Origin of the sequence: Streptomyces purpurogeneiscleroticus (assembly GCF_020024005.1) — a bacterium.
GTDB classification, from domain to species: Bacteria; Actinomycetota; Actinomycetes; order Streptomycetales; family Streptomycetaceae; genus Streptomyces; species Streptomyces purpurogeneiscleroticus.
Genome location: NZ_NHSG01000307.1, coordinates 1 through 25,236, shown reverse-complemented (window position 1 = coordinate 25,236; position 25,236 = coordinate 1). Strand labels below are relative to the sequence as shown.

The window sequence follows — 25,236 nt, the reverse complement described above, 5'->3', positions numbered from 1 at the left end:
TAACACCCGTCGCACAGGCCCCGGTTCAGCGCTGCTGTTTCGCCGCGTCCCCGAACGGGATTCCGGTGCCCGAGAGTTGGGCCCGGATGCCCTCCCGCTCCACGGAAATGGTGCGTAGCCGCACGTCACCGGGGGTGGCGGGGAGGCGGAAGGAGAGGTCCATACGGTCCGCGAGCTCCGGCTTGGTGAGCCCCGCGAGGGAGCCGAGGATCTTCGGGTCGATGCCGACCTTCTTCAGCAGCCAGGGGTGGTCGACGACGACATCGACCAGATTGACCTTCATCAGCTTGCTGATGAAGCGCGGCGTGCCGATCAGGTCGTGCAGCTTCTTCTCGTTGTGCAGGGCCGCTTCGATGTACTCGTGCGGGATGCCGATGCGGTCGGCGATGGCCGGGACGGCGAGCATCGCCTTGATCTTGGCGGCCTCCCGGCTGAGCTGCCGGGCCGTCTTGCGGGTGAGCTGCAGGCCCTCACCCTTCCCGGTACCGGGGCGGTAGACCGCGATGTCGCCGATGTCCAGCCGCATGCCGCTGACCTCGGTGGAGATGCCGCGGTCGCCGGCCTGCCGGATGTGGGCCCTGGCATGCACCCGCAGCTCGTGCCCGGCGATCGGCAGCCGCCCTTCCGCGCGTACGGAATTCGGCCCCAGCTCGCTGAACTTGACCTGAGAAGCGCCCAGTTCACGGTTCATGTCCTCGAAGGAGAGCAGCACGTCGCCGTGCATCCGCTCGACCGTGCCGCCCTTGAGGGACGTCGGCAGGTCGCCGTCGAGCGTCACGTTCTCCGCCGTCGCCTCGAACTTCGCGAGCGAGACCCGGTCGGCGGCGAGGTCGGGGATGGTCACCCGCACCCGGTCCAGGCGCTTGTCCGCGACCTGGGTGAGGAAGGGGAAGCCCTCGATGTCCACTTCGGGGTCGGCCGCGAGGTGGAGCGAGTCCTTGAGCTTCTCGGCCGCCTTGTTCTGCGCGTACAGCACGGCGAACCGGTCGGCGAGGCCCGCGAAGGAGGCGGCCGCGAGCACCGTGGCGAGCAGCTTGACGGTGAGCGGCACGGCGGCGAACCGGCCGATGCCGCGCCTGGCCTTGCGGTGATTGGGCGGCGTCCACGCCTCGTCGTCGTCCGGCTCGGGGCGGAGGCCGAGGCCGAGAGGGTCGTCGCTGTCGTCGCGCTCGTTGAGGTAGGTCCGCGCGGGACCCGGCTCCGGCTCGGGATCGGCCAGCCCGGCGAGCTCCGCGTACGGGTTGACCGGAGCCATCTCACGGGTGTCGCCCTGTGGGTCCGGGCCCTGGGACGCGCGGGGCTCCTGCGAGCCCTGCGCGTCCTGCGGTGCGTGCGATGCGGATATGCGTGTGGGGGTTCGCATCGGCACATCCCACCATGTACACGACCCTCGAACGCAAGTCCTACTGTCGGTAAGTGGGGATATGAGCCGTTACTTCACCACGGTGAGGGGTTACTTCACCACGGTGACGGGTTACTTCACCACGGTGATGCGGTCCGCCTTCGGCGGGGCCAGCGGGCCGGACGCCGAGGAGTGCGCACCCAGGTACGCGGTGAGCGCGTCCAGGTCCGACGGGCCGACGAACTTGTCCTTGCCGTCCTTGAAGACGGGGAAGCCGTCACCGCCGCCCGCCAGGAACTCGTTCAGCGCGACGCGGTAGGTCTTCGCCGGGTCGATCGGCTCGCCGTTCAGCTTCACCGAGTCCTTGACCACCCGGTCCGCGCCCGACTTGGTCATGTCCAGGGTGTAGGTGAAGCCCTTGGACACCTGGAGGATCTTCGGGGAGGCCGCGTTCGCGCCGCTGACCTGCTGCTGCAGCGCGGTGATCAGCTGCGCGCCGGTCAGCCCGATCACATTCGTCATGTTCGTGAACGGCTGCACGGTGAACGCCTCGCCGTACGTCACCACCCCGTCGCCCTCGTTCCCGGACGCCTTGAAGGCCAGGTCGGAGCGGACGCCGCCGGGGTTCATCAGGGCGAGCTGCGCGCCGCCCTTGCCGCTGTCCGCCGTCGCCTCCAGCTGCGCGTCGGCGATCACGTCACCGAGCGGCGACTCGGGGGTGCTCGCGCCGCGGCCCGCGATGTCGTCGGAGATGTAGCCGACCGGCTTGTTCGCGACCGGCGCGGCCAGCTTGTCCCAGCGCTTGATCAGCGAGGTCAGGTCCGGCGCCTTGGGCTGGGTGCGGTTCACCACGTGGTTGGCCGACTTCACGGCCGTCCGCACGATGTCCCTGGTCTTCCGGTCGTACGTCAGCGTGGTGTCGGTGTAGAGCTTGCCGAAGGAGGCCGCCGAGGTGACCATCCGCGGCTGCCCGGCCGGGTCGGGAATCGTGCACGCGTACGCCTGGTGGGTGTGGCCGGTGACCAGCGCGTCGACCTTCGGGGTGACCTTTTTGGCGATGTCCGTGATCGGTCCGGAAATGCCGTCGCCGGGACCCGGGCTGTCGCAGTCGTAGTTGTACGCGGTGGATGCGGGCGCCCCGCCCTCGTGGACCAGCGCGACGACCGACTTCACGCCCTGCTTCTCCAGCACCTTGGCGTACTTGTCGATGGTCTCGGCCTCGTCGTGGAACTTCAGGCCCTTCACGCCCTCGGCGCTGACGATGTCCGGGGTGCCCTCCAGGGTCACGCCGATGAATCCGATCTTCACGCCCTTGTGCTGCCAGACCGTGTACGGCTTCAGGATCGGCTTGCCGGTCTTCTCGTCGGTGACGTTGGCGGCCAGGTACGGGTAGTCCGCGCCCTCGAATATCCGCCCGTCCTCGTAACAGCCGTCCTTCGGGTGGCAGCCGCCGTTCTGCAGCCGCGCCAGCTCCGCGCGCCCCTCGTCGAACTCGTGGTTGCCGACGCCGGTCACGTCCAGCTTCAGCTTGTTCATCGCCTCCACGGTCGGCTCGTCGTGGAAGAGGCCCGAGAGCAGCGGGCTCGCGCCCACCAGGTCGCCGGCGGCCGCGGTGACGGAGTACGGGTGGCCCGTGCGCGCCGTGCGCAGCGCGTTCGCCAGGTACTCGACGCCGCCCGCCTCGATCTTCTTCCTGCTCCCGTCGGCCTGCTCCTCCTCCACGGTGCCGGACGAGCCCTGCGGCGGCTCCAGGTTGCCGTGGAAGTCGTTGAAGGAGAGCAGTTGCACGTCGACGGTGCGGGAGGAGTGGCCGGGGCCGCCGGGCGTGCCGGCGCCGGCGGGCAGCGCCGCCGCGGTGACGCCGGCCGCGGCGGCCAGTACGGTCGCCCCGGCCGCCAGGCGGCGCTTGAGACGGCGCCGATGAGGCGTAACTGACATGGGTCGTCCCCCTTGTGTGCTGCGGATGAGGAGTGGCGAGCGACCGGAAGCCTATGGTCAACGCGCGTAGCGCACCAGAGGCGACGGGTTAAGGGACGGTTGCGATGCGGGGACGGGGGGCGCCACCGGACGCCCGGCGGGCCGTACCCTTCGGGGCATGACTGACGCTGCACAGGGAACGGGCCCGGCCGGGCGGGACATGCAGGTACGGGAAGCGCTCACGCCGGACGTGGCCGGTGCCGTACTGGAGCTGATCGAGACGGCGGCACGGACGGACGGCCAGCCGGCCGTGTCCGAGCAGGGACGGCTGCAGCTACGCGGCGGACAGCGGGAGGGCGTGAAACACGTACTGCTGCGCGCCGAGGGCGACCGCATCGTCGGGTACGGACAGCTGGAGGACACCGACCCGGTCGAGGCGCCCGCCGCCGAGCTGGTCGTGCATCCCGAATTCCGTGGCCACGGCCTGGGCCGCAAGCTCGGCAGCGCGCTGCTGGAGCAGTCCGGACGGCGGCTGCGGCTGTGGGCGCACGGCGGCCACCCCGCGGCCCGCCACCTCGCGCAGACCCTGGGCCTGACCCTCTTCCGCGAGCTGCGCCAGATGCGCCGCCCGCTGGCCGACCTGGACCTGGCCGAGCCGGTGCTGCCCCCGGGCGTCACCGTCCGTACCTTCCAGCCCGGCACCGACGACGCGGCCTGGCTCGCCGCCAACGCCGCCGCCTTCGCGCACCACCCCGAGCAGGGCTCGCTCACCCAGCGTGACCTGGACGACCGCAAGGCCGAGCCGTGGTTCGACCCCAAGGGCTTCTTTCTGGCCGAGAAGGAGGGGAAGCTCGTCGGTTTCCACTGGACGAAGAAGCACGCCGAGGAGGGCCTGGGCGAGGTCTACGTCGTGGGCGTACGGCCCGAGGCACAGGGCGGCGGGCTCGGCAAGGCGCTCACCGCGATCGGGCTCCGGCACCTGGCCGCCGAGGGCGTGCCGACGGCGATGCTCTACGTGGACGCGGACAACGTCCCCGCCGTCACGGTCTACGAACGCCTCGGCTTCGTCACGCACGAGACGGACCTGATGTACCGCACCGAGCTCTGACCGGCAGCAGGGTGGCCGCGCACCGGAGTTGACGGGGTGTCATGAGGTGGCGGCGGCGCTCCGCGCCCGCCGCCGCCTCCCCGCCCGGCACCGGAAAATCCCCTCCGAGTAGCCCCCCGCTTGCCTGTCCGCCATGTCCGCGTTACCGGCGATTCAAACTCGCTTGCGAGCATCACTGAATGCAGCCCTCCGCGCAGCCGGCCGGTGACCGATGGCTCCGAGCCGCCCCGCCGCCTCCCGACGCGCCTTCCCTGCCGGGAGCGCGGAAGAATGAGGTTATGGACCAGCAGACCAGCGCCCAGGCCCCGGCAACGTCCCCGACGCCGTCCGCACCGGCTCAGCCCTCGGTCGGTTCGATCGCCGCGCACCGCCCCAGTACCGTGGCGGCCCCCCTGCCCGAGCTGGAACCGGACCTCGACGCCGATCTCGACGCGTACGACGTCGACGGCGCGCTGGGCGACGACGGCGCGGAGCTGCCCGCCGGCCGCTTCCTGGACCGCGAGCGCAGTTGGCTCGCGTTCAACGAACGGGTACTGGAACTGGCCGAGGACCCGGCCACGCCGCTGCTGGAACGCGCCAAATTCCTGGCGATCTTCGCCTCCAACCTGGACGAGTTCTTCATGGTCCGGGTCGCCGGGCTCAAGCGCAGAATCGCCACCGGCGTCGCCACCCGCTCCGCCTCCGGGCTGCAGCCCCGCGAAGTACTGGACCTGATCTGGACCCGCTCGCGCGAGCTCATGGCCCGGCACGCCGCCTGCTACCAGCAGGACGTCGCCCCGGAGCTGGCCGGCGCCGGCATCCACCTGATCCGCTGGCCGGAGCTGACCGAGAAGGAACAGGCCCGCCTGTTCACCCTCTTCCGCCACCAGATCTTCCCCGTCCTCACCCCGCTGGCCGTCGACCCGGCCCACCCCTTCCCGTACATCTCCGGCCTCTCCCTGAACCTCGCCGTGGTCGTCCGCAACCCCGTCAGCGGCCACGACCACTTCGCTCGGGTCAAGGTCCCGCCGCTGCTCTCCCGCTTCCTGGAGGCGTCCCCGCACCGCTACGTCCCCATAGAGGACGTCATCGCGGCACACCTGGAGGAGCTGTTCCCGGGCATGGAGGTGCGTGCGCACCACATGTTCCGGGTCACCCGCAACGAGGACCTGGAGGTCGAGGAGGACGACGCGGAGAACCTCCTCAAGGCCCTGGAGAAGGAGCTCATGCGGCGCCGCTTCGGGCCGCCGGTCCGGCTGGAGGTCGAGGAGTCCATCGACCCGGCCGTCCTGGACCTGCTCGTCCAGGAGCTGAAGATCTCCGAGGCCGAGGTCTATCCGCTGCCGGGCCCGCTGGACCTGACCGGCCTCTTCGGCATCTCCGCGCTGGACCGGCCCGAGCTGAAGTACCCGAAGTTCGTCGCCGGCACCCACCGCGACCTTGCCGAGGTCGAGTCCGCCTCGGCCCCCGACATCTTCGCGGCCCTGCGCAACCGCGACGTCCTGCTCCACCACCCGTACGACTCCTTCTCCACCTCCGTCCAGGCGTTCCTGGAGCAGGCCGCCGCCGACCCGGACGTCCTCGCGATCAAGCAGACGCTGTACCGGACCTCCGGCGACTCCCCGATCGTCGACGCCCTGATAGACGCCGCCGAGTCCGGCAAACAGGTCCTCGTCCTGGTCGAGATCAAGGCGCGCTTCGACGAGCAGGCCAACATCAAGTGGGCCCGGAAGCTGGAGGAGGCCGGCTGCCACGTCGTCTACGGCCTGGTCGGCCTCAAGACGCACTGCAAGCTCTCCCTGGTCGTCCGCCAGGAAGGCGACATGCTGCGCCGCTACTCCCACGTGGGGACCGGCAATTACCACCCGAAGACCGCTCGGCTCTACGAGGACCTGGGGCTGCTGACCGCCGACCCGCAGGTGGGCGCCGACCTCTCCGACCTGTTCAACCGGCTCTCCGGCTACTCCCGCCGGGAGACCTACCGGCGGCTGCTCGTCGCCCCCAAGTCGCTGCGGGACGGCTTGGTCCAGCGCATCACCAAGGAGATAGCGCACCAGCGCGCGGGCCACCCCGCGTACGTCCGCATCAAGGTCAACTCGATGGTGGACGAAGCCGTCATCGACGCCCTGTACCGCGCCTCCCAGGCAGGTGTGTCCGTGGACATCTGGGTACGCGGAATCTGTGCACTGCGGCCCGGCGTACCGGGCCTGAGCGAGAACATCCGCGTGCGCAGCGTCCTCGGCCGCTTCCTCGAACACTCGCGGGTGTTCGCCTTCGGCAACGGAGGGGAGCCCGAAGTGTGGCTGGGCAGCGCGGACATGATGCACCGCAATCTCGACCGGCGGATCGAGGCGCTGGTACGGGTCACCGACCCGGGCCACCGCGCCTCGCTCGACCGTCTGCTGCGGACCGGCACGTCGGACACCACCTCCTCCTGGCACCTCGGCGAGGACGGCAACTGGACCCGGCGCGCGGTCGACGCGGACGGCACCCCGCTGCGCAACGTACAAGAAATGCTCATCGACGCCCGGAGGCGCCGGCGTGGCCCTGCGACCTGACCTCTCCCCGCCCTGCGAACGGACCGGTGACCATGTGGCCGGTCCGGCGCCCGACCGCGCGACGGCCGGCGAGGTGCTCTCGGCCTACCTCCACGAGCAGTCGACGGCCTTCCTGCGCAACCTGCGGCTGCACCGCGAGAGCGGCTCGGACGCGCGGGGCGCCGGCGACGCGGCCCGGGAACTGCGCGCCGCGGCCCGCAGGATCAGCGGCGCGCTGCACACCTTCCGGCCGCTGACCGACGAGACCTGGGCCGACCAGCTCCGCACCGAACTGGGCTGGCTGTCGGGCACCCTCGCCCGCGAGCACGCCTACGCCGACCGGCTCGCCCGCCTGCTCGCCGCCCTGCACCGCGTCGCGGGCCCCGCCGAACCGGCCGGCGCCCCCAGATCCCCCGAGGGCGACGCCCCGCCCCCGCAGCGGTCCCGCACCACGGGGACCAGAGAGGGCACCCGGGACGGCCGGACCCGCGACGACCGGAGCCGCGACGACCGGACCCGCGACCCCAAGGACCCGGCCGCCACCAACGCGGCGGGGGCCGCGCGGGCCGGAGCACTGCTGGACCGGCAGCTCACCCTGGCCCGCACCCGCGCCCACTCCGCCGCGCTCCAGGCGCTCGGCTCCTCCCGCTTCCACGCCGTCGCGGACGCCGTCGCCGTACTCGCCTCCGAAGCGCCGCTGGACAAGAACGCCGCCGACCGGCTCGCCACCGAGGCGCTGCCGCCGCTGGCCGACCACGCGCACCGCCGGCTCGCCGAGGCCGTCACCGCGCTGCCGCTGACCCGCTCCGGACACCCGTACAACGCCGCGGCACTGTCCACCGACGACCGGCAGGACGCCGCCTGGCACCAGGTACGGCTGCTGCTGCGGCACAGCCGGTACGCGCAGGAGGTCGCCGACGGCGGCGTCACCGACCTGCGGCTGCTGGAGGCGGCCCGGGCCCTGGAGCGGCACCGTGACGCGGCCGAGGCCGCCACCGCGGCGGCCGCCGCGGCCCGCACCCCGCGCATCGCCCCGGCCACCGCGTACGCCCTCGGCATCCTCCACGCCGACCAGCGCCACGAGGTCGAAGCCGCCCGCTACGCCTTCACCCGCGCCTGGAGGCCCGCATGAGCAACAACGGCACGGCAGTCCTGGCCGCCGGCTGCGTCCTGTGGCGCCGCGCACCGGGGGCGGGCGGGCCGGAGATCGCCCTCGTACACCGGCCGAAGTACGACGACTGGTCGCACCCGAAAGGCAAGCTGAAGCGGGGCGAGGAGGCGCGGGCGGCGGCCGTGCGCGAGGTCGCCGAGGAGACCGGCATGGACTGCCGGCTCGGCACCGAGCTCTCGACCGTGTACTACGAGGCGAACGGCCGGCCCAAGGAGGTCCGCTACTGGGCGGCGGAGGCGTGCGGCGGGGAATTCGTCCCCAACGACGAGGTCGACCGGCTGGCCTGGCTCTCCCCGGCCGAGGCCCGCGACCGCCTCACCCAGGACCGGGACCGGCCACTGGTCGACGCGCTCATGGACGCGCTGCACCCGGCGCCAGCGCGGCCCAGCGGACCGTGACCTCGCCCAGGCGCCAGCGGCGGGGGCCGTCGGTCAGGGGCCAGCCCGCGGCGTGCAGGGCGTGGACCGAGCGGATCCAGCGCTGGCGGGCGCTGAGGGCGCCGTAGGGGGCGGCCGCCGCCCAGGCACGGTCGAAGTCGCGCAGGAAGGCGTGCACCGGCTCGCCCGGCACATTGCGGTGGATGAGCGCCTTCGGGAGCCGTTCGGCCAGGTCGGAAGGGGTGGACAGGGTCGCGAGGCGGGCCGCGAAGGTGACCGTGCGGGGGCCCTCCGGGCCGAGCGCGACCCAGACGTGCCGGCGCCCGATCTCGTCGCAGGTGCCCTCCACCAGCAGTCCGCCCGGGGCCAGCCGTGCGCAGAGCCGCGCCCAGACCGCGGCGACCTCGGCCTCGTCGTACTGCCGCAGCACGTTCGCCGCCCGGATCAGCGCGGGGGAGCGGCCCGGGGCGCCGGGCAGCGGCACCTCGAAGCCGCCGTGCAGGAAGACCAGCCCGTCCCGCTCGTACGGCTTCGCCGCCGCGACCCGCGCCGGATCGATCTCGACGCCCACCACCTGCGCGTCCGCGCGGGCCGTGCGCAGCCGGTCCAGCAGTTCCACGGCGGTCCAGGGCGCGGCGCCGTACCCGAGGTCGACGGCGACCGGATCGGCGGTGCGGCGCAGCTGCGCACCGTGCGTGGCGGCGATCCAGCGGTCCATGCGGCGCAACCGGTTCGGGTTGGTGGTCCCGCGGGTGGCGCTCCCGACCGGGCGTGCGGACGGGGGAGGGGAGGAGCTGCGGGCCATGGCATGACTGTATGCGCTGGGGGCCGGTGGGCCGGCCGGGCGCCCGGCCCGGTGGCTGGCCCGGCGCCCGGCCCGGTGGGCAGGTGCATCCGGCCCGGTGGCCGTGGGGCGTCCGGCCCGTGGACCGGTGGGGAAGATCCGGTGAGCATCCCTTAGGGTCACGCTTTGGCAAAGAGGGGGCGGCGCGGCGCCTGGCGGGAAATGGCACGGCCGGCTCTGTTGTTGGCCGGTGGAGAGGCGCTGTTGCGCCGGGTTTCTGCCGGATTTTCGGAGGTAGCTCGCAGTGAGCCAATACGTGTCCCGGCTCCGCGGCCGTCCCCAGAGTCAGTTCGCGGGCCCCGCCCGGCTGCGGCTGGGGGGCTCGCGCAAGCCGCGCCGGGTGGCGATGCTGAGCGTGCACACCTCCCCGCTGCACCAGCCCGGCACGGGCGACGCGGGCGGCATGAACGTCTACATCGTCGAGTTGGCCAGGAAGCTCGCCGCGCTCAACATCGAGGTCGAGATATTCACCCGCGCCACGACCGGTGCCCTGCCGCCCAGCGTGGAGCTGGCTCCCGGCGTCCTCGTACGGCATGTGGACGCCGGCCCGTACGAGGGGCTGAACAAGGAGGACCTGCCCGCCCAGCTGTGCGCCTTCACGCACGGCGTGATGCAGGCGTGGGCGGGCCACCGTCCCGGCCATTACGACCTGGTGCACTCGCACTACTGGCTCTCCGGCCACGTCGGCTGGCTCGCCGCCGAGCGCTGGGGCGTCCCCCTCGTCCACGCCATGCACACGATGGCCAAGGTCAAGAACGCCGCGCTCGCGGAGGGTGACACCCCCGAGCCGGCCGCCCGCGTGATCGGCGAGACCCAGATCGTGCGCGCCTCGGACCGCCTGATCGCCAACACCGCCGAAGAGGCCGGCGAGCTGGTCCGGCACTACGAGGCCGAGCCCGGCAAGGTCGCGGTCGTGCACCCCGGCGTCAACCTCGACCTCTTCCGGCCGGCGAGCGACGCGGCGGGCGGCGGTATCGCGGCGGGCAGCGGCGTCGCCGACGCCCGCGCCGCGGCCCGGGCCCGCCTCGGCCTGCCCCAGGACGCGCTGATCCCGCTCTTCGCGGGCCGCATCCAGCCCCTGAAGGCCCCCGACATCCTGCTGCGCGCGGTCGCGGTGCTGCTGGACCGGGACCCCTCGCTGCGCTCCCGGATCGTCGTCCCCGTCGTGGGCGGGCCCAGCGGCAGCGGTCTGGCCAAGCCCGAGGGCCTGCAGAAGCTGGCCGCCCGGCTCGGCATCGCGGACGTGGTGCGGTTCCGGCCGCCGGTCGGCCAGGACCAGCTCGCCGACTGGTACCGCGCCGCCAGCGTGCTGGTCATGCCCTCGTACAGCGAGTCCTTCGGGCTGGTGGCCATAGAGGCGCAGGCGTGCGGCACCCCGGTGATCGCGGCGTCGGTCGGCGGCCTCCCGGTCGCCGTGAAGGACGGCGTCAGCGGCCTCCTGGTCGACGGGCACGATCCGGCGGACTACGCCCGCGCGCTGCGCCGGTTCGCCGACGATCCCTCGCTCACGCTGCGGATGGGCGCGGCGGCCGCCCGGCACGCCGGTTCCTTCGGCTGGGACACCGCGGCCGCGACGACGGCCGAGGTGTACACCGCCGCGCTGCAGGAGCGGCGCCGTCGCCTACGATCACTGCATGGCTGACGACGCGCGGCAGATCATCGAGGCGACGCTCAACGACGCGGAGCTGGAGTGGGAGTCCCCGGCGGAGGGCAGCTACGTCGTCAAGCTGCCCGGCACCCGCAAGCTCTCCACGACGTGCTCGCTGCTCGTCGGCAAGCACTCCCTGTCCATCAACGCCTTCGTCGTGCGCCGCCCCGACGAGAACCACGAAGCGGTGCACCGCTGGCTGCTGGAGCGCAACACCCGTCTGTACGGCGTGAGTTACGCGATCGACAAGCTCGGCGACATCTACCTCGTCGGCAAGCTGCCGCTCGCGGCCGTCACCCCCGAGGAGCTGGACCGCATCCTCGGCACGGTCCTGGAGAACGCCGACGGCTCCTTCAACACGCTGCTGGAAATGGGCTTCGCGTCGGCGATCCGCAAGGAGTACGAGTGGCGTGTCTCGCGTGGCGAGTCCACTCGCAACCTCGAAGCGTTCGCCCATCTGACGGGCCGGGACAAGTAGCACTTTCCGGCCCATTTCACGATCACACTTCCCGGCTCTTCCACCGCCCGGCGGGCCCGTGTCATGCTCGCGGCCTTCTCTCCCATGCACCTCTTCACCTGCATGAAGGGCGGCCCATGGACATCAGCAGGCGCACCCTGCTGGGCAGCGCGACCGCCGTGGCGGCGGCCGCCGCACTGCCCGCTCTCCCGGCCTCGGCGGCCGGTCGGCACCACGCACTTTGGGACGAGTACACCGCCCGCCCCTTCAGGCATCCGCAGATCCCGTACATCGGCCGGGCCGGCTGCCGGCGCGGCCCCCGGGCCGCCGGCGAAGGGCCCGTGATCGACGCCGTACGGGAGCACGGCGCCGTTCCGGACGGCAGCAAGGACTCGGCCCCCGCCCTCAACCGCGCCCTGGAGGCCGCGGGCCGGCGCGGCGGCGGCACCGTCACCCTCCCGCCCGGCACCTTCCGCATCGACGACATCGTCCGCATCGGCCACAACCGTGTGGTGCTGCGCGGCGCGGGCAGCGGCCGCACCAAGCTGCTCGCCACCAAGCACCTCACCGAACTGATCGGCCCGTACGGCAGCCGGTACGGCGGCGACAAGTCCGCCTGGTCCTGGACCGGCGGTCTCATCTGGCTCTGCCCCACGGCCCGTTACGACTCCCTCGTCGCGGCCATCAAGAAGCGGGACTGGCCGTTCGAGGGCTGGACGGGCAACCGGCGCGACGAGTGGCGCACGCTCACCTCCGTACGCCCCGCGCGCCGCGGCGACTGGGCGGTGACGGTCGCCAACACCTCGCGCCTGCGCCCCGGCGCCCTCGTCCTCCTCCAGCTGGCCGACGACAAGGACCACACTCTCCTCCAGCACATGGCGGGCGGCGGCCCCGGCCCCGCCGCGTACACCTGGGACGGCAGGGAGAAACTCAACAGCTTCGTCCCGTACGAGTGGCCCGTACGCATCGTCCGCATCAAGGGGCGTGAGGTGACCTTCGAGCGCCCGCTGCCCCTCGACGTACGCCCGGAGTGGGAACCAAAGCTCACCACCCACGTCCCCGCGCTCACCGGCGCCGGGGTCGAGGGGCTGACGATCGAGGCGGTCGAGACGCCGCAGTCCCTGCACCTCCAGGACAAGGGCTACAACGGCGTCCTCCTGCAGTGCGCGTACGACTGCTGGGTACGGGACGTCGTCGCCCGCCACGTCGACAACGGCTTCGGGCTGACCGCCTCGTCCTCCTGCACGATCAGCAACACCCGTGTCGCGGGCCGCGGTTCCCACCATCCGTACTACTGCCGCGAGGGCGCGCACGACAACCTCTTCGAAGACTTCGTGATCGAGCGGCGCAGCGTCCCCGCACCGCCCGGCACCATCCTGCACGGCATCAACGTCGAGAACCTGTCCAGCTACAACGTCTGGTCGCGCGGCCGGATGGAGATGGGCACGTTCGACTCCCACCGGGGCATGCCGTTCGCCAACGTCCGTACCGACATCACCATCGACAACACCGGTGAGCACGGCGGCGACCTGCGTGCGGGGCCGCTCTTCGGGGCCCGCTTCACGCACTGGAACGTCCGCGTCACGAACGGGCGGGCCGGCATGGTGAAGATCGACGGCCTGGCCCCGTACAGCGTCACCGCGGGCATCTCCAAGGTCCGCGAGTTCGGCCAGATCGACGAGCCGGACTTCACGGGCGACCTGCACAGCAGGCTCGTGGCGTACGGCCGCCCGGGGGCCCTCAGGCCACGGAATCTGTACGAGGCGCAGCGGCGGCTGCGCCCGTGACCGGCGCGGGGACCGCCGCGGCCTGCGCGCGGTCCTCCGCGTTCATCCGCCGCAGCAGCAGCCCGTAACCGAGCGCCGCGACCGTCCCGACCACCGCACTGGCGGACCAGAGGGCGGCCGGGCCGTAGTGGTCGATGACCGCGCCGCCGAGCAGCGGCGCGGCCAGCGAGGCCACCGACCAGGACAGCGCGTACATGCCCTGGTAACGGCCGCGGCCATGGGTGGGGGAGAGCCGGACCACCAGCCCCATCTGGGTGGGGGAGTTGATGATCTCGCCGAGCGTCCAGACGGCGACGGACACCGCGAACAGCGCCACCGAACCGGCGAACGCGGTGAGCCCGAAGCCGTAACCGGTCAGCAGCGCCGAGCCGATCAGCAGCGCCGCCGGGCTGCGGTGCTCGATGAAGCGGGTCACCGGGATCTGCAGCAGCACGATCAGCACGCCGTTCGTGGCGATCACCAGCCCGAAGTTCGAGCTGCTGAAGCCCGCCTGACCCATGGTCACCGGCAGCGACACGTACGCCTGCTGAAAGAGCAGCGCGAGCAGCAGATTCAGCCCGACAACGGTCATGAACCGCCCGTCCCGCACCACGGTCATCATCGACACACGCCGTACCGGCTCCTGCGTGGTGCTGCTTTCCGTCGTCCCTTCCACCGGCCGGGACTCGGGCAGCTTCACGAAGACCACCACCGCGCAGGCCAGCACCAGCACCGACTCACCGAGGAAGAGCAGCAGATAGCCGTACTGGGCGAGCAGCCCGGCCAGCGCCGAGGAGATCGCGAAGCCCATGTTCAGCGCCCAGTAGTTCAAGGCGAAGGCCCGCACCCGGTCCTCCGGCGCCACGATGTCCGCCATCATCGCCTGCACCGCGGGCCGCGAACCGTTGCTCGCCATGCCCACCACGCAGGCCACCGCCGCGATGGCCACCGGGTCCTCCATGAAGCCCAGCAGCGCCACCGAGACCGCGGTCGCCAGCTGCGCGATCAGCATCGTGGGCCGCCGCCCGAGCCGGTCGGTCAGCACCCCGGCCACCACCGAGGAGACCACCCCGCCCAGCCCGTACAACGCGCCGACCAGCCCCGCGTACGACGCCGAGTACCCCCGCTCCACCGTGAGGTACAGCGCCAGGAACGTGGCGACGAACGCCCCCAGCCGATTGATCAGCGTGCTCGTCCACAGCCACCAGAACTGCCGCGGCAGCCCGGACACGCTCTGTGCGACGGCTCTTCTCATGCTTGCTATGGACATGACGCTTCCCCCGGGCAGCTTCCAGCGATGTAAGTGGCGCCAGCGCCAAGAGGAAGCTACATATGCAGGTCAGTCCACGCCATTGAATTGACGCGAACCGTCAAACGTCGAGCGGCGGGCACAGACGAGCGCCCCGGAGTCCACGAACCGGCCCGCTGCCTGGCCTGTCACCGTTTTCGATTAGTCTCAAAGACATGGCCGACGCACCGTACAAGCTCATCCTCCTCCGCCACGGCGAGAGCGAGTGGAACGCGAAGAACCTGTTCACCGGCTGGGTGGACGTCAACCTGAACGAGAAGGGCGAGAAGGAGGCGGTCCGCGGCGGGGAGCTGCTCAAGGACGCCGGCCTGCTCCCCGACGTCGTGCACACCTCCCTCCAGAAGCGCGCCATCCGCACCGCGCAGCTGGCCCTGGAGGCCGCCGACCGCCACTGGATCCCCGTCCACCGCAGCTGGCGCCTGAACGAGCGCCACTACGGCGCCCTGCAGGGCAAGGACAAGGCCCAGACCCTCGCCGAGTTCGGCGAGGAGCAGTTCATGCTCTGGCGCCGCTCGTACGACACCCCGCCGCCGGCGCTCGACCGCGACGCCGAGTACTCCCAGTTCTCCGACCCGCGCTACGCCACGCTCCCGCCCGAGCTGCGCCCGCAGACGGAGTGCCTGAAGGACGTCGTCGTCCGCATGCTCCCGTACTGGTTCGACGGCATCGTCCCGGACCTCCTCACCGGCCGCACCGTCCTGGTCGCCGCCCACGGCAACAGCCTCCGCGCCCTGGTCAAGCACCTCGACGGCATCTCCGACGCGGACATCGCCGGCCTGAACATCCCCACCGGCATCCCGCTCACCTACGAGCTCGACGCCGACTTCAAGCCCCTCAACCCGGGCGGCACCTACCTCGACCCGGAAGCCGCCAAGGCCGCCATCGAGGCAGTCAAGAACCAGGGCAAGAAGAAGTAGTCCTCTCGATCATGCCCCTGAGCTGCGCAGACGGCGCGGCTCAGGGGCATTTTCACGGCCCGGGCCCTCTCTGGGCCCTCAGCCCTTCGGGTGATCCTGCGGCTGGAGCGCTCGCCCGAGAGCCTTCCGGGCCCGCTCGCGGCTGCTCGGCATGAGGTGCGCGTACACCTTCAGCGTCAGGCCCGGATCGGAGTGCCCGAGGTACTCAGCGAGGGCCTTGATGCTCTCGCCGGCGTCCAGGAGCACGGACGCGTAGAAGTGCTGGAGCGCGTGCATGCCGTGCTCGCGGCTCTTGGCCTTGGGGATGACGCCGGCCTTGGCGAGGGCGGGCTTCCAGTGGTCTTCGTTGGGCGGCCCGGCCCGGCAGGCTCGCCGGATGCGTCAGTGCAGCTCAGTGGGCGTTCTGCCTTGTCCGATGGGGGCTACCTCGGGCCAGAGGGAGGCTTGGTCGGCTGCGGACGCTGGCTCCTCCTCGGGCGCCGCGCGGAAGACGATCAGGAGCTTGTGCCGGTGACGGTCCGGACTACGTTGCGTGTCATCCACCGTGATGCCGATGGACCGCAGCAGGAGTGCGAGGCGCTTGACGCGGCCGCCGGCGCGGGTGGCGTCCTTGGGCCAGCCCTGCGGCCGGATGGGGCCCGGCAGGGGCAGCGCTTCGAGCAGCTGGGCGGTCTCCCGCCAGGTGCCCGCCTGCTCGACCAGGGTCGCGATGGCGGCGCCGAACGGGTCGCCTTCCAGGGCGTCGGTGGCGAGGTTGGCGGTGGTGGCCAGGTAGGCGTCCAGGGTCTTCCATTCCTGCACCTGGTCCACGGCGGCCAGGACGCGCGCGAAGTCGGCCATGCGCGGCATGGAGCCCAGCCGCACCGTGGGCAGTACGGCCAGGACGCAGGCCAGCAGGTCGAGGAGGGCACCGAGCACGGCCGGCTGGACCGCTTCGAAGGCGCGGTCCAGCTCCTCCTCGGTGCGGCGCCGGTCCTCCTCGATGAGCTGCAGGTCCAGCATGAGGATCCAGAGCCTCGCTCAGGCCCTCTCAGAGCCCATCCGTTTACCACTGTGGAACTCCCACAGACGGCATCACAGACAGCGACACCCGCGGCCCTTTCAGTGGGACGCCGCGCGTCCGACTCCGCCGGGCAGGCTCCCCCTCCTAAAGAGCCTCGACGCGTGCCACGGCCGTACGTCGCCGACTGACCGCGCCGTGGACAAACCGTAGGCGCCCGGAAGAACGTCCGCCCGAAGGGCGGTCCTCACAGGGCCCTTCTCGGAGGCGTCACGACAAACGACAAGACAAGCGCCCGGGGCAGCTGCTGAGCGCCGCGTAACCATCTTCGGGGTAGGGGAAAACAGAGCTGCCAACCACTAACGCATTGATCAGCGAGAGCTTTGGTCGCTAGTGGGACCGCTAGCGTTAGAAGTTCCTGCCGCTATCGCTAGACGTGAGCTAGAAGATTGAGGTTTCGGAGTCGCATGCGCTGCTTGTTGCGACTCAGGGGCGTCCGGACAGGTAGTGCGGAGCGTTCTATGGCCGTAGCCTCTGTGCCATGGGCTGGCCGTCCTGGGCGCTGTGGGGAGCCGCTGGCGGGTTCGCGATGGAGGCACTGGACTACATCATCGCGGTGCGCCGATGGCGCCGAATGCCATGGGCCATTGCATCCCACAGCTTGACGTCGGAGCAGGGGGAGGTCTCACCGACCGGAGGTAGCCCTTCAGTGCAAGATTTACCCGCACCCGGGGTCGTCGCATACACCACCGCTGGGGTGCTGCGCATCGCGGTGGGGACGCTAGTCGCTATCGCCGTCGGCTTCAGCATCGCTAAGCCCGACCTTCCGTGGCTGTTCCTGGTCACCGGTGCTTCTGCCCCTCTACTGCTGGAAAAAATCACGATGTTGATTCCGCTGCTCCAGACTGCCAGCCAGCAGTTGCAGCCATCCGTCGCCCAGCCCCCACCGGAGATTACGCCCCACCCTGGCCCAGGCAACTTCCCCCCGCCGGGGCCCAGCCCGGATCGGCCCGAGCCGGATGGGAGGAGTGCGTCGCCTGACCCACCTAGGCGGCCACCGACTTCCTCTGAGGGCGGAACCAAGTCCGAGGCACGAAGGCCAGAGGAGTGATCGGCATGAACGCCAGTTCTTTCGCCGGCCGTGTCATCGCTGTTCTCTCCCGTCGTGCCCCAGCCTTCCAGGCAGCCGGAGGCCCAGCCATAACGTTCGGGTGGGCCCATGTGATCCAACGCGGATTCGGCCTAAACCGCCGGGGCAAGGACCATTCTTTTGAGAGCCCTGCGGACCAGGGCCGCCCCTGTCCTGTAGACCGGGCCAATGGGCAGCTCTTTCGTGCCAACCTTCGCGGCGTCAATCACCGTGGTGCGAGTCTTCGCGGTGCTGACCTTTCCCTCGCCAATCTTCGTGGTGCGAGTCTTCGCGGTGCCGACCTTTCCCTCGCCAATCTTCGTGGTGCGAATCTTCGCGGTGCCGACCTTTCCCTCGCCAATCTTCGTGGTGCCGATTTACGCGACTCCTACCTCAACTTCGCCTACCTCACCGGCGCCGATCTCCGTAGTGTCGATCTCGGTAAGGCGGATCTCCGCAGCGCTGACCTGCGTGGCGCCAAGCTCTATGGCGCATTCCTCCATGGTGCCAATCTTCGCGGCGCCGACCTCAACCGCCTTGTCCTTACCAGTGTCGGCCTCACCGGCGCCGACCTCAGCGGCGCCAACCTTCGCGGTGCCGACCTCAACCGGGTCAACCTCACCGACTCCAAACTCAGCAGCGCCAATCTTCATGGTGTCGACCTCAATCAGGCCAACCTCGCCGGCGTCTCTCTGTGGGGTGCCAACCTCACCCACGCCACTCTCACTGACGCAGTCGCACTGGATATTGACTGGCTGGTTGAAGCCCGCTGGGACCGTGAGACACAGTGGCCAGAGGAGCTCCGAGAACAGATCCGGGCACGCTCAGAGGAAATCGCTTCGGGCCTTTACCGAGTGCGTGATGGTGATGCTCTAGACCGAGACCCGGTTTCGATGCTGGACCTCTGAGGTACCGCACCGGGCCCTCTCTGGGCCCTCCGAGGTCGACCAACGACCACCGACAACGACCGACAACGACGGTCGATCCCCAGGCCAGTTGGGGTGCCGGCCCCGCTGACCAGGGGCGAAAAACGGGCCCGCCAGACCCAGGGCAAGAAGAAGTAAGCCCCGGTCTTCCCAGCAACGAGCCCCCTGCCTGCGGTTTCCCGCTGGCAGGGGGCTCGCTGTCGTTCCTGGGGCGGCGGTGGGCGTCAGCCGCAGCTGCCGCCGCAGCTGCACGAGCCGCCAGACTGGCAGCCGCAGCTGCAGCCGGGGCCGCACGAGCAGCCGCTGGCCGGTGTCGGTTCAGGTGTGCTGATGACAGGGGAGTGGGGCATGAAGTGCCTCCTGGTTGGCAGCCATAAGGGAGGTTCCTTCCCTCCCCTACCCACGCCAGGGGGCGCACCAACGGCGTGCGGCTGCACGGAGCGGGGCACACGCTCCCCCGCCCGTCCGCGCCCGGAGGGCGGTCAGCTGCCGTCGACCGCGGCCGGCGGCGCGATCTCGTCCGCGTGCTCGCCCGTGACCAGGTACACCACGCGCTTGGCGACCGACACGGCGTGATCGGCGAACCGCTCGTAGTAACGGCCCAGCAGCGTCACATCCACCGCCGTCTCGATGCCGTGCTTCCAGCGGTCGTCCATCAGGTGCTGGAAGAGCGTGCGGTGCAGCATGTCCATCGCGTCGTCGTCCTGCTCCAGCTGCAGCGCCAGATCGACGTCCTTCGTGATGATGACCTCGGCGGCCTTCGCCATCAGGCGCTGCGCAAGCTGCCCCATCTCCAGAATGGTGGCGTGCAGGTCCTGCGGCACCGCCTTCTCCGGGAACCGCAGCCGCGCCAGCTTCGCGACGTGCTGCGCCAGGTCCCCGGACCGCTCGAGATCCGCGCTCATCCGCAGCGACGTCACAACGATCCGCAGGTCCGTGGCGACCGGCTGCTGGCGCGCCAGCAGGGCTATGGCCCGGGCCTCCAGGTCGTGCTGCAGATCGTCGACCTTCTCATCGCCGGCGATGACGTTCTCCGCCAGCTTCAGGTCCGCGTCGAGTATCGCCGTGGTGGCGCGCCCGATCGCGGAGCCGACGAGCCTGGCCATCTCGACCAGACCTTCGCCGATGGAATCCAGCTCCTCGTGGTACGCGTCCCGCATCAGTGACCTTCTCTCGCTTCGAGTCGTGTGTGGGCCTGCGACGCCCGTGATCCAGAATCTCCGGGTCCGTGCCCCTGCGTAGTCGCCCGGGCTGCACCCCTGGTGGTGTGGGCCTACGATTCCCACGCTCCCACGTTCGAGCCCGGATGCGACCGGTTCGCCCCTCCGGAGTGAATCAGTACCGACATGAAGGTGAACTCTCGGCAACCAGTGGCCGAGGTGACCCTCTGATGGCTGTGGAACTGTCACAACCGACGCATAACCTGGACTCATGAACGTGGACGCGGCCATCGCCGCAGTGGCAGCGATCGCCGGTTGTTGTACCGGTGTCATCGCCATGCTGGCGTTCCGCTGGAGCGAACGCGAACAGGCCAAGCCCACGCGTACGTCCCTGCACACCGACGCCGTCCTGCCCCCGGGCGTGGACACCGTCCTCTCGGTGCTGCGGTCCTCCGCGGTCGTCCTGGACGAGGCCGACGGCGTGGTCAAGGCCAGCTCGGCCGCGTACGCCCTGGGCCTCGTACGAGGCGGCAAGCTCGCCGTCGACCCCATGCTCCAGATGGCGCGCGACACCCGCAGGGACGGGGAGATACGCCAGGTCGAGCTGGATCTGCCGCGCCGCGGCACCGGCCGCGGCGACGCCCTCGCCGTCTCCGCGCGGGTCGCCCCGCTCGGGTCCCGCCTCGTACTGCTCCTGGTCGAGGACCTCACCGAAGCCCGCCGCATAGAAGCGGTGCGCCGCGACTTCGTAGCCAATGTCAGCCATGAGCTCAAGACTCCGGTCGGCGCGCTCTCGCTGCTCTCCGAGGCGGTGATGGACGCCAGCGACGACCCCGAGGCGGTGAACCGCTTCGCGGGCCGCATGCAGACCGAGGCCACCCGCCTGACCAGCCTGGTCCAGGAGCTGATCGACCTCTCCCGGGTGCAGAACGACAACCCCCTGGAGGACGCCGAGCCCGTCCGTGTGGACGAGCTGGTCGAGGAGGCGATGGACCGCTGCCGCCAGCAGGCCAGCAGCAAGTCGATCACCATGGCCGTCGGCGGCATCGATGACCTGCACGTATGGGGCAATCGAAGCCAGCTCGCCGGCGCCCTCGGCAATCTCGTCGAGAACGCCGTCAACTACTCCCCGGCCCGCACCCGCGTCGGCATAGCCGGCCGCCGAGTCCCGGCGTCCGGCGGCACGATGATCGAGATAGCCGTCACCGACCAGGGCATCGGCATCTCCGAGAAGGACCGGGACCGGATCTTCGAGCGGTTCTACCGCGTCGACCCGGCGCGCTCCCGCGCCACCGGCGGTACCGGACTCGGTCTCGCCATCGTCAAGCATGTGGCCGCCTCGCACGGCGGGGAGGTCACGGTGTGGAGCGCCGAAGGACAGGGCTCCACCTTCACCCTGCGGCTCCCGGAAGCCGGCGCGGTCCGTGACCGCGACGCCCAGCGGGACGGCGCCGCAGCAGACCCGGACGACCTCGATGGCGAGGACGGTCCGTACGACACCTTCAACGGCCCGGCCGTCACCCACCACCACACTTCCCCGGATGCGCTTCGTGCGCCCTATCCTGCCCCGGAGGTCCTTCCGTGACCCGAGTGCTCGTCGTCGAGGATGAGGAGTCCTTCAGCGACGCCCTGTCGTACATGCTCCGCAAGGAGGGCTTCGAGGTCGCCATCGCCGCGACCGGGCCCGACGCGCTGGACGAGTTCGAGCGCAATGGCGCCGACCTGGTCCTGCTCGACCTGATGCTGCCCGGCCTGCCCGGTACGGAGGTCTGCCGCCAGCTGCGCGGCCGTTCCAACGTCCCGGTGATCATGGTGACCGCGAAGGACAGCGAGATCGACAAGGTCGTCGGCCTGGAAATAGGAGCCGATGACTACGTCACCAAGCCGTTCTCCTCGCGGGAGCTGGTCGCCCGCATCCGCGCGGTCCTGCGCCGCCGCGGCGAGCCGGAGGAGGTCACCCCGCAGGCCCTGGAGGCCGGCCCGGTCCGCATGGACGTGGACCGGCACGTCGTCACGGTCTCCGGCGGCAAGGTCGACCTCCCGCTCAAGGAGTTCGACCTGCTGGAGATGCTGCTGCGCAACGCCGGCCGGGTCCTCACCCGTATGCAGCTGATCGACCGTGTCTGGGGCGCCGACTACGTGGGCGACACCAAGACTCTCGACGTCCACGTCAAGCGCCTGCGCGCCAAGATCGAGCCGGACCCGGGCGCGCCGCGTTATCTGGTCACGGTCCGCGGCCTCGGGTACAAGTTCGAGCCGTAAGCCGACCCGTCGGCCGGTGAACCGACCGGTACGACACGCATCGCTCCAGCGCTCCGCCTGCTCCAGGGTGGGGCGCTTGTGGCGTTGTGCGCGCCCCTGCTGCCGTCCGTACGGCCTTGTACGGCTGCGCCCGTCCCGCCCCCGCCTGTGGCGGCAGGCGGGGGCGGGACGGGCGTCAGGCTGCGCTCCGGGTGCCGTACGGCGTCTGGATGCCGTACGGCATCCGCTGCGGCTCAGTGGCCGCCGGCGTGCGCGCCCTCCGACGGCTTGCCGGACTCGGACGGCGAGGCGGCGCCCGACGGCGTGGCGGAGGCGGACTGGCTCGGCTGCGGCACCTCGACCGGCCCGTAGTCCTTGAAGTAGCTCGTCGCCGGGACGACGAACGCCCGCAGCGACACCTTGCCGGTGCGGCTGAAGTCGAAGGTCACCTTCTGCGCGTCGCCGTCCTTGACGGCCTCACGGCCGCTGGACAGGGTGGCCGAGGCGTTGCCCTTGCCGCCGATCACGACGGAGCCGCCGGCCGGCACGGTGATCTTGCCGGAGCCCTTGGCGGGCTTCAGCTCGGCCTGCTGGCCGCTGCCGTCGACCGTCACGGAGTTCAGCGTCTGGTCCTGCGCGCTGCTGTTGAACACCGTCGCGGACACCACGGCGGGGCCCTTGGCGTCCGGCTTCGGCTGGGTGATCACCACGGCGTTCTGGATCTTGATGTCGCCGACGGAGGTGGCGGCGTTGTCCGGCTTGACTTGCAGCGTCGCGGCATCGTTCCCGGCCGCGCACGCGGAGAGCGAGGCGATCGAGAGCGTGAGGACGGTGGCGGCGAGGGCGCCGCGTCGAAGGCTGCGGCTCACGGCGGCGGCATCTCCTAGGACGAGCTTCGGCGGCCGAACGGTCATGCCCGGTCGCGGGGTGGACGGCTGGGCGGCCGTTCCGTACGCCGCGCGTCGGCGCCGTACGTAAAGCCGCCCTAAGGGTGTGTCAGCGCCGCTAGGTTACCGAGCCGCCCATCCGCCGCCGCACCCGACCCGCCCCCTGCGCGATCACGTGCCGATGAGGCGCCGCTCACATGGTCATGACCGGCCGGTCCGAACGCGCTCGGCGCCGCTGCCGGCAGCACGTCGCTATGGATGCCCGGCCGGCTTACCGGAGCCCCCGGAGTCCTCACGGGAACTGCCGGAAGAATTCACCTCGCGTCCGTTCGAGTGATCGCCGCGGAGGAATCCACCGGAGCCGCCGAGAGGAATAGCGGCAAAGGCAAAGGAATGCGCCGCGTCACACGAATTGATCATGTCCGGTACGCCCGGCCGGGTGACGTGATGATCAATTCTCGATTCGGGCGGGAGTGGTCGGGAGTGACCGAACGGAGTAGTGGAAGCACGCCATCCGGATCCCGGCAAACCGGGACGTTCGTCCTCTCGATCGGCCTCTTCCGGAGCTGTAACGTACGCGTTTCGCTCCGCTCAAGAAGCGCCTCCGACCTGCGAATACCTGCTTCCGGCAAGCGGCCGATGCACGTCACGACCGTCGTTGTCAAGCCCCGAGATACGCCCTGACCTGCGAAAACGCCATTCAGAACGGACCGTTCCCGTGTTAGGATGGATAGCCACGGAAGGGGTACCTGTCACATGACGTTCAAGGTTGGCGACACCGTGGTCTATCCCCATCACGGGGCCGCGCTGATCGAGGCCATCGAAACTCGCCAGATCAAAGGCGTGGACAAGACCTACTTGGTGCTGAAGGTCGCCCAGGGCGATCTGACGGTTCGTGTGCCAGCGGACAATGCGGAGTTCGTCGGTGTGCGCGATGTGGTCGGCCAGGACGGGCTCGACCGGGTCTTCGAGGTGCTTCGCGCACCATATGCCGAAGAGCCGACGAACTGGTCCCGTCGCTACAAGGCAAATCTCGAAAAGCTCGCCTCCGGCGACGTGATCAAGGTCGCCGAAGTGGTTCGCGACCTGTGGCGCCGTGAGCGTGAGCGCGGACTCTCCGCAGGTGAGAAGCGAATGCTCGCCAAGGCCCGCCAGATCCTGGTGAGCGAGCTCGCCCTCGCGGAGAACACCAACGAAGACAAGGCCGAGGCTCTGCTCGACGAGGTCCTCGCGTCCTGACCCCGCCGCTGCTGGGTCTCCACAGTGATCGTCTCCACAGTGATCGCTCACGGTGGTACACCCCGCAATGAGGCGCTCAGCACAATGAGGCGCGCTCAGCGGTGCTCAGCACGAAAATGCCGCGGTGCCCGAGCGACGATTGCTTCCTCAGGATTCCCTGGGAAGCAGTCCGTTGCCGGGCGCTGCGGCATATCTGGTGGCCGGCGTACCAACGGCTGTGATGACCGGTGATGACCGGCGCATCCACGGTCGGCGTACCCGGGCCGACCGCGACGGCCATACCCGGAACCGACCCCGGAACTGGCGTGCCGGGCCCGGGCAGCTGGCTCGACCGGTCGTCACGGAAGGGTCCGATCGGGGCGTCGCGCCCGGCACGGTGTGGCCATACCCACCTCTGCCGAGTAAACAAACCTGCCGCTCGAAATTCGGGGTGCGACCCCCGGCTCACGGAGTGCAACCGATGTCTGAAGATTCCCGCCGACTTCGCACGGCGGCGGTCATCCCCGCGGCCGGCCGCGGCGTTCGCCTCGGCCCCGGCGCCCCCAAGGCCCTGCGCGCGCTGGGCGGCACGCCCATGCTCATCCATGCCGTACGGGCCATGGCGGCCTCCCGCGCCGTCTCGCTCGTCGTCGTGGTCGCGCCGCCCGACGGCGCGCCGGAAGTACGCGCGATGCTGGACAGCCACACCTTCCCCGAGCGCACCGAGCTGCTGGTCGTCCCCGGCGGCGACACCCGCCAGCAGTCCGTGAGCCTCGGCCTGCAGGCCCTGCCCGAGGACGTCGACGTCGTCCTCGTCCACGACGCGGCGCGGCCCCTCGTACCGGTCGACACCGTCGACACCGTGATCAACGCCGTACGGGGCGGCGCGCCCGCCGTCGTACCGGCGCTGCCGCTCGCCGACACCGTGAAGGAAGTACGGCCGGATCCCGACGGTGGATCCGAGCCAGTGGTGGGCACACCGGAGCGCGCCCGGCTGCGCGCCGTGCAGACCCCACAGGGCTTCGACCGCGACACCCTGGTCAAGGCGCACACGACCGTGACCTTCGACGGCGAGGGCGCCACGGACGACGCCGGCATGGTCGAACGGCTCGGCGCGCCGGTCGTGGTCGTACCCGGCCACGAAGAGGCGTTCAAGGTCACCCGCCCGCTGGACCTGGTCCTCGCCGAGGCGGTACTGGCGCGTCGGCGGGTGACGGACGGGTACGCCTGAGACGGTCCGGCGGTCCGGGGCCCTGGGCCTGCGGCCCCGTGCGTCGGGTTTGAGGTGGGTGGGGGGCGTATA

The 25,236-nt window shown here is 70.7% G+C and carries 20 protein-coding genes and 1 pseudogene; 13 read left to right on the top strand and 8 right to left on the bottom strand.

All coding sequences use genetic code 11. From position 1 onward, the window contains the following. Positions 1-25 precede the first annotated feature (25 nt). Complete coding sequence (locus CCS38_RS19850; protein WP_223734642.1) at positions 26-1,363, bottom strand: LmeA family phospholipid-binding protein; 1,338 nt, start codon at positions 1,361-1,363, stop codon at positions 26-28. A 111-nt stretch (positions 1,364-1,474) separates the two neighbouring features. Continuing rightward, positions 1,475-3,280, bottom strand: a complete 1,806-nt coding sequence (locus CCS38_RS19845; protein ID WP_223734641.1) for a bifunctional metallophosphatase/5'-nucleotidase — start codon at positions 3,278-3,280, stop codon at positions 1,475-1,477. Positions 3,281-3,437: 157 nt separating this feature from the next. On the opposite strand from CCS38_RS19845, the gene mshD reads away from it, so the two are divergent. The 4 genes from mshD (at position 3,438) to CCS38_RS19825 (ending at position 8,452) form a co-directional block, all read left to right on the top strand. Continuing rightward, positions 3,438-4,367: a mycothiol synthase gene (gene mshD, locus CCS38_RS19840; RefSeq protein ID WP_223734640.1), complete on the top strand. Its 930-nt coding sequence runs from the start codon at positions 3,438-3,440 to the stop codon at positions 4,365-4,367. Positions 4,368-4,645: 278 nt separating this feature from the next. After that, positions 4,646-6,904: an RNA degradosome polyphosphate kinase gene (locus CCS38_RS19835; protein WP_223734639.1), complete on the top strand. Its 2,259-nt coding sequence runs from the start codon at positions 4,646-4,648 to the stop codon at positions 6,902-6,904. Further along, a complete protein-coding gene (locus CCS38_RS19830; protein WP_372457119.1) occupies positions 6,888-8,015 on the top strand; it encodes a CHAD domain-containing protein in 1,128 nt (375 codons plus the stop codon). The genes CCS38_RS19835 and CCS38_RS19830 overlap by 17 nt, the downstream gene beginning before the upstream one ends. Further along, a complete protein-coding gene (locus CCS38_RS19825; RefSeq protein WP_223734638.1) occupies positions 8,012-8,452 on the top strand; it encodes an NUDIX hydrolase in 441 nt (146 codons plus the stop codon). Before CCS38_RS19830 ends, CCS38_RS19825 begins: the two co-directional genes overlap by 4 nt. On the opposite strand, the gene CCS38_RS19820 is transcribed toward CCS38_RS19825, so the two are convergent. After that, entirely contained in the window at positions 8,406-9,236 is an 831-nt protein-coding gene (locus CCS38_RS19820) for a class I SAM-dependent methyltransferase (RefSeq protein ID WP_223734637.1), read from the bottom strand. The genes CCS38_RS19825 and CCS38_RS19820 overlap by 47 nt on opposite strands. A 283-nt stretch (positions 9,237-9,519) precedes the next feature. On the opposite strand from CCS38_RS19820, the gene mshA reads away from it, so the two are divergent. From mshA to CCS38_RS19805, 3 genes are all read left to right on the top strand, one after another. Beyond that, positions 9,520-10,917: a D-inositol-3-phosphate glycosyltransferase gene (mshA, locus tag CCS38_RS19815; protein ID WP_223734636.1), complete on the top strand. Its 1,398-nt coding sequence runs from the start codon at positions 9,520-9,522 to the stop codon at positions 10,915-10,917. Continuing rightward, positions 10,910-11,401: a type III secretion system chaperone family protein gene (locus tag CCS38_RS19810; RefSeq protein ID WP_030254754.1), complete on the top strand. Its 492-nt coding sequence runs from the start codon at positions 10,910-10,912 to the stop codon at positions 11,399-11,401. The genes mshA and CCS38_RS19810 overlap by 8 nt, the downstream gene beginning before the upstream one ends. Positions 11,402-11,517: 116 nt before the next feature. Next, the gene (locus tag CCS38_RS19805) at positions 11,518-13,167 is read left to right on the top strand and encodes a glycosyl hydrolase family 28-related protein (protein WP_223734635.1); all 1,650 of its coding nucleotides are present in this window, start codon (positions 11,518-11,520) and stop codon (positions 13,165-13,167) included. Here the strand turns inward: CCS38_RS19805 and CCS38_RS19800 are convergent. Beyond that, on the bottom strand, positions 13,121-14,416 hold the full coding sequence (locus CCS38_RS19800; RefSeq protein ID WP_223734634.1) for an MDR family MFS transporter: 1,296 nt from the start codon (positions 14,414-14,416) through the stop codon (positions 13,121-13,123). The two genes, CCS38_RS19805 and CCS38_RS19800, sit on opposite strands and share 47 nt — an antisense overlap. 194 nt (positions 14,417-14,610) lie before the next feature. Between CCS38_RS19800 and CCS38_RS19795 the strand changes: the two genes are divergently transcribed. Beyond that, the gene (locus tag CCS38_RS19795) at positions 14,611-15,372 is read left to right on the top strand and encodes a phosphoglyceromutase (protein ID WP_223734633.1); all 762 of its coding nucleotides are present in this window, start codon (positions 14,611-14,613) and stop codon (positions 15,370-15,372) included. 78 nt (positions 15,373-15,450) lie between these two features. On the opposite strand, the pseudogene CCS38_RS19790 reads toward CCS38_RS19795, so the two are convergent. Both CCS38_RS19790 and CCS38_RS19785 read right to left on the bottom strand, forming a co-directional pair. After that, a pseudogene (locus CCS38_RS19790) lies at positions 15,451-15,720 on the bottom strand (site-specific integrase); the annotation flags it as partial. A 33-nt stretch (positions 15,721-15,753) separates the two neighbouring features. Continuing rightward, positions 15,754-16,374 (bottom strand): AICE element replication initiation protein, encoded by a 621-nt coding sequence (locus tag CCS38_RS19785; RefSeq protein ID WP_223734632.1) that lies wholly within the window; start codon positions 16,372-16,374, stop codon positions 15,754-15,756. A 1,114-nt stretch (positions 16,375-17,488) separates the two neighbouring features. Here CCS38_RS19785 and CCS38_RS19780 point away from each other — a divergent pair. Further along, complete coding sequence (locus CCS38_RS19780; RefSeq protein ID WP_223734631.1) at positions 17,489-18,409, top strand: pentapeptide repeat-containing protein; 921 nt, start codon at positions 17,489-17,491, stop codon at positions 18,407-18,409. A 500-nt stretch (positions 18,410-18,909) separates the two neighbouring features. Here the strand turns inward: CCS38_RS19780 and phoU are convergent, their stop codons facing one another. Continuing rightward, positions 18,910-19,587 (bottom strand): phosphate signaling complex protein PhoU, encoded by a 678-nt coding sequence (phoU, locus tag CCS38_RS19775; RefSeq protein WP_223734630.1) that lies wholly within the window; start codon positions 19,585-19,587, stop codon positions 18,910-18,912. 271 nt (positions 19,588-19,858) lie between these two features. On the opposite strand from phoU, the gene phoR reads away from it, so the two are divergent. Then, complete coding sequence (gene phoR / locus CCS38_RS19770) at positions 19,859-21,172, top strand: two-component system sensor histidine kinase PhoR (RefSeq protein ID WP_223734629.1); 1,314 nt, start codon at positions 19,859-19,861, stop codon at positions 21,170-21,172. A 5-nt stretch (positions 21,173-21,177) separates the two neighbouring features. Next, positions 21,178-21,849 (top strand): two-component system response regulator PhoP, encoded by a 672-nt coding sequence (phoP, locus tag CCS38_RS19765; protein ID WP_483855317.1) that lies wholly within the window; start codon positions 21,178-21,180, stop codon positions 21,847-21,849. Positions 21,850-22,082: 233 nt separating this feature from the next. On the opposite strand, the gene CCS38_RS19760 is transcribed toward phoP, so the two are convergent. Beyond that, on the bottom strand, positions 22,083-22,697 hold the full coding sequence (locus CCS38_RS19760) for a copper chaperone PCu(A)C domain-containing protein (RefSeq protein WP_223734628.1): 615 nt from the start codon (positions 22,695-22,697) through the stop codon (positions 22,083-22,085). 774 nt (positions 22,698-23,471) lie between these two features. Here CCS38_RS19760 and CCS38_RS19755 point away from each other — a divergent pair. Together CCS38_RS19755 and ispD are read left to right on the top strand one after the other, a co-directional pair. Then, positions 23,472-23,954, top strand: a complete 483-nt coding sequence (locus CCS38_RS19755; RefSeq protein ID WP_003953493.1) for a CarD family transcriptional regulator — start codon at positions 23,472-23,474, stop codon at positions 23,952-23,954. A 460-nt stretch (positions 23,955-24,414) separates the two neighbouring features. Beyond that, on the top strand, positions 24,415-25,164 hold the full coding sequence (gene ispD, locus CCS38_RS19750; RefSeq protein ID WP_223734627.1) for a 2-C-methyl-D-erythritol 4-phosphate cytidylyltransferase: 750 nt from the start codon (positions 24,415-24,417) through the stop codon (positions 25,162-25,164). Positions 25,165-25,236: the final 72 nt, after the last annotated feature.

Coding starts and splice junctions, on each gene's coding strand:
- CCS38_RS19780 (WP_223734631.1), top strand. CDS start 17,489: ATGAACGCCAGTTCTTTCGCCGGCCGTGTCATCGCTGTTCTCTCCCGT.
- CCS38_RS19820 (WP_223734637.1), bottom strand. CDS start 9,236: ATGGCCCGCAGCTCCTCCCCTCCCCCGTCCGCACGCCCGGTCGGGAGC.
- CCS38_RS19755 (WP_003953493.1), top strand. CDS start 23,472: ATGACGTTCAAGGTTGGCGACACCGTGGTCTATCCCCATCACGGGGCC.
- CCS38_RS19800 (WP_223734634.1), bottom strand. CDS start 14,416: ATGTCCATAGCAAGCATGAGAAGAGCCGTCGCACAGAGCGTGTCCGGG.
- CCS38_RS19795 (WP_223734633.1), top strand. CDS start 14,611: ATGGCCGACGCACCGTACAAGCTCATCCTCCTCCGCCACGGCGAGAGC.
- CCS38_RS19845 (WP_223734641.1), bottom strand. CDS start 3,280: ATGTCAGTTACGCCTCATCGGCGCCGTCTCAAGCGCCGCCTGGCGGCC.
- CCS38_RS19825 (WP_223734638.1), top strand. CDS start 8,012: ATGAGCAACAACGGCACGGCAGTCCTGGCCGCCGGCTGCGTCCTGTGG.
- CCS38_RS19835 (WP_223734639.1), top strand. CDS start 4,646: ATGGACCAGCAGACCAGCGCCCAGGCCCCGGCAACGTCCCCGACGCCG.
- CCS38_RS19850 (WP_223734642.1), bottom strand. CDS start 1,363: ATGCGAACCCCCACACGCATATCCGCATCGCACGCACCGCAGGACGCG.
- CCS38_RS19785 (WP_223734632.1), bottom strand. CDS start 16,374: ATGCTGGACCTGCAGCTCATCGAGGAGGACCGGCGCCGCACCGAGGAG.
- CCS38_RS19810 (WP_030254754.1), top strand. CDS start 10,910: ATGGCTGACGACGCGCGGCAGATCATCGAGGCGACGCTCAACGACGCG.
- CCS38_RS19805 (WP_223734635.1), top strand. CDS start 11,518: ATGGACATCAGCAGGCGCACCCTGCTGGGCAGCGCGACCGCCGTGGCG.
- phoR (WP_223734629.1), top strand. CDS start 19,859: ATGAACGTGGACGCGGCCATCGCCGCAGTGGCAGCGATCGCCGGTTGT.
- mshD (WP_223734640.1), top strand. CDS start 3,438: ATGACTGACGCTGCACAGGGAACGGGCCCGGCCGGGCGGGACATGCAG.
- phoU (WP_223734630.1), bottom strand. CDS start 19,587: ATGCGGGACGCGTACCACGAGGAGCTGGATTCCATCGGCGAAGGTCTG.
- ispD (WP_223734627.1), top strand. CDS start 24,415: ATGTCTGAAGATTCCCGCCGACTTCGCACGGCGGCGGTCATCCCCGCG.